Source organism: Leptospira yanagawae serovar Saopaulo str. Sao Paulo = ATCC 700523 (assembly GCF_000332475.2).
Lineage (GTDB): Bacteria > Spirochaetota > Leptospiria > Leptospirales > Leptospiraceae > Leptospira_A > Leptospira_A yanagawae.
Map to the genome: position 1 here is coordinate 1 of NZ_AOGX02000025.1, position 3243 is coordinate 3243.

The following is a 3243-nucleotide window of genomic DNA, read 5'->3' on the forward strand; positions in this document are numbered from 1 at the left end:
GGCTTTCTGGCCCTCGTTTGCATACGCAAACTACGCGCCAGTCCCTAACGTCCCGCTTCCGGGACTCAGGGTCAGCCTACGTCGGTTAGCCTATTCGTTATACGCAATATCCAAAAAGTGATTATGAGTCTCTTGGTAAGTATTTACGCCTATATATTAGAATTTCCGCATTTTTATTAATGAGATTCATTCTATCGAAGTTCCGTTGATTAACTAAAAAGTTTTAAAGAAAATTTTCACCTTAAGAATTAAGAGAAAAGATGAACTAAAGAAAGAAATGAAGAGTTCTTGGTTTCATCTTAAATAAGAAATTATCTTTGTACGGCGACTCCATTTTACATAAATAAGAATAGAAATCTTATTTATCATTCTAAAAATATTTGAAAACAAAAAATTTAGGAAGAAAAAATTGAAAAAATACGAAATATTGACTAAATTGTTTTCTAATGACTTTTTCCTCTCACATTGGATACTGCGTATAACAGCGGCTAACCACATCGCTTCGGGACGAGCCCTAGCTCGGCCTACGGCACATAGGCTTTCTGGCACTCGTTTGCATGCGCAAACTACGCGCCAGTCCCTAACGTCCCGTTTCCGGGACTCAGGGTCAGCCTACGTCGGTTAGCCTATTCGTTATGCGAAAGTCAGGAAAAAATATGAATATAGAAAATAGTTTAAATATTCTAAGTAATTCAAAAAGAGAAGAGGAACGGTTTGATAAAGAATTCCTGACTAAAAATCTCTCAATTGATAAAAAAAAATCAGTATTGGGTTTAGATATACTAGGATATAGTCAATTCGGGAATGTAGAACAATACTATATACCTATTTTGTTTAACTTGTTAGTTAAAAGTACGATAAAAGATATTTTTCACCATGAAAAATACATTTTTCAGACATATGACCATGTTAAAATAAAAGAAAATTTTATTGATACTGGAGATGGTGGCTTTTTCATTTTTGATACACCTCTTCATTCTATATTATTTGCCCTATATTTTGAATGTAATTTACGTCATTATAACATAGGAACTTATAATAAAGAAATATTTAAACTTATTGGTCATCTAAAAATTAGATATGGAATATCCTATGACATCGTTTACTTTCAAAATGAATTAAGAAATTTTTATGGCGCCGGAATAATTAATTGCTCCAGAATGATGGCAAAAGACAAACTAGATAGATGTATAATTGATGAAAATACTTATCAATGGTTTTTAAAAAATACAAATGGTATTGAATCTCTTCGAAATTATCATATTCACAAAATAACAAAAATTCCAGAATTCAAAAATTATATTTTTGACGAAAAAGATTACAAAGTATCTGGATATTCGAGTTATGCTATACCTGAAATAAAAACTACTTATGAACCCGGTATCGATTTAATCAATATTATGAAAATTGGGTCATTGAAAGTTAAGAAGTCCGAAATATCCGTTTATAATTTACTAATTCAATTACCGACAAAAATAGACGAAAGATTTAAAGACTTAAACACTTACGAAGATGAATTTATGGTAGTTTCTCTTGGAAATAATAATACAGAAGGTCTAGCTAATTAACCTGACCTTCGCATAACAGCGACTTACCGCTACGCTTCGGCACAAGGCCTCGCTAGGGCTTCGCCAAATTCCCCTTCTGGCATTCGCCTTGCGTTCGCAAGCTACATGCCAGTCCCTAACGTCCCGTCCGGGACTCAGGGTCGGGGAACTTCGGTAAGTCTAGTTCGTTATGCGCAATTTTTTTAATCTTACCAAGGAAACAAATTATTAATATCCTTAGAAATATTAGTCAATTTTAATTAAGATAGAAAGTATAAACTTGAAATAAATTCAAAAAATAATCCAATATATCCTTCTAAAAGAAATTGACTAAAATAAATTCATTTAAATATCATTCTAACATATTTTAGAATATAAGTATTTATTTCTCAATTTGAAATATTAATAATAAATTTCCAATTGTTATTTGGATTAATTCTCTAAAGGTAAAATATGAATTTAAAATTTATAATACTTATCATATTAACTCTTTCATTTAGTTTTTGTGTTACGTTACCAAAACCACCTATAGATCAATCACCAGAATGCTGACCTGCTCCCCAAAAACTGCACCGATATTTAAGTTAGTTTTCTCCGATATTAAGGAGAGAGCATTATGGCAAGAAAGAAGATAGAAGAAAGCGAGATTTTTCGGATATTAAAGGAAGCAGAAACAGGTATTCCAATCAAGGAACTTTCACGAAAATACGGAATCACTGAACAAACATTTTATCGCTGGCGTAACAAGTATGGAGGAATGGAGCTTAGCGAAATCAAGAAGATGAAGGCACTCGAGCAGGAAAATTCAAATCTCAAAAGATTGGTAGCTGACATGGCTCTCGAAATCCAAGCAATTAAGAATGTTTTGGGAAAAAAGTTTTGAGCAGATCAACGAAGGAGAGAGCAGTTGATCTGCTAGTTGAAGAGGGACTTTCTCTAAACAGAAGCCTAGATGTTGTTCTTCTTCCTAAATCAAGTTATTATTATCAGCCGAAAGCTATTGATGAAGAGACAATGAACGAAATTCGAAGACTTGCTTTTCGATGGAAACGGGAAGGCTATCGACGAATTTACCGAAGGTTAAGAAGGTCGGGTAGGACAATCAATCATAAGAAAGTATATCGACTATATTGCTTAGAAGGGCTTAAAATAAGGACAAAACCGAAGCGAAAGAAAAGAAATGCATCATCACAGCAACTACCATTGCCTAAGAATTCAAACGAAGTTTGGTCAATGGACTTTGTTTTCGAACGGACGATTGATGGAAGAAAGCAAAGAATTTTAACAGGTATTGATCATTTAACAAGAGAGAATACCATACTTCAGGCAGAGTTTACTTTTTCGTCAGAAAAGTTGATCAGATATTTAAACACCCTCGAAAGACTTCCAAGAGCATTTGTTTTGGATAATGGAACAGAATTTACATCCAAAGACTTCCAGAAATGGGCAGAAGATAAGGGGATAGAAATTCACTTTATTGAAAAAGGAAAACCAACACAAAATGCATTTATAGAAAGTTTCAATGGTAAACTTAGAGATGAGTGTTTGAATCTACACTACTTTAAAAATCAAAGAGAGTTAACCGATGCTTTGCGAATTTTCCAAAAGGAATACAACGACGAGCGTCTTCACTCTTCATTGAATTACTTGACTCCTTCAGAGTTTAAGCGATCTTATGGTTGAAATGTTTAGAGAA

General features: G+C 33.4%; 3 protein-coding genes. All 3 read left to right on the top strand.

What is annotated here, in order from left to right; genetic code table 11:
• Positions 1-656: 656 nt before the first annotated feature.
• The 3 genes from LEP1GSC202_RS14020 (at position 657) to LEP1GSC202_RS14030 (ending at position 3230) form a co-directional block, all read left to right on the top strand.
• Positions 657-1568, top strand: coding sequence for a hypothetical protein (locus LEP1GSC202_RS14020; protein ID WP_015678414.1), 912 nt, complete (start codon positions 657-659; stop codon positions 1566-1568).
• 595 nt (positions 1569-2163) lie between these two features.
• The gene (locus LEP1GSC202_RS14025) at positions 2164-2430 is read left to right on the top strand and encodes a transposase (RefSeq protein ID WP_015675631.1); all 267 of its coding nucleotides are present in this window, start codon (positions 2164-2166) and stop codon (positions 2428-2430) included.
• Entirely contained in the window at positions 2427-3230 is an 804-nt protein-coding gene (locus tag LEP1GSC202_RS14030; RefSeq protein ID WP_015675630.1) for an IS3 family transposase, read from the top strand. The genes LEP1GSC202_RS14025 and LEP1GSC202_RS14030 overlap by 4 nt, the downstream gene beginning before the upstream one ends.
• Positions 3231-3243: the final 13 nt, after the last annotated feature.

Bases quoted from the DNA above. Each gene is read 5' to 3' on its own strand.
- LEP1GSC202_RS14020 (WP_015678414.1), top strand. From the start codon at position 657: ATGAATATAGAAAATAGTTTAAATATTCTAAGTAATTCAAAAAGAGAA.
- LEP1GSC202_RS14025 (WP_015675631.1), top strand. From the start codon at position 2,164: ATGGCAAGAAAGAAGATAGAAGAAAGCGAGATTTTTCGGATATTAAAG.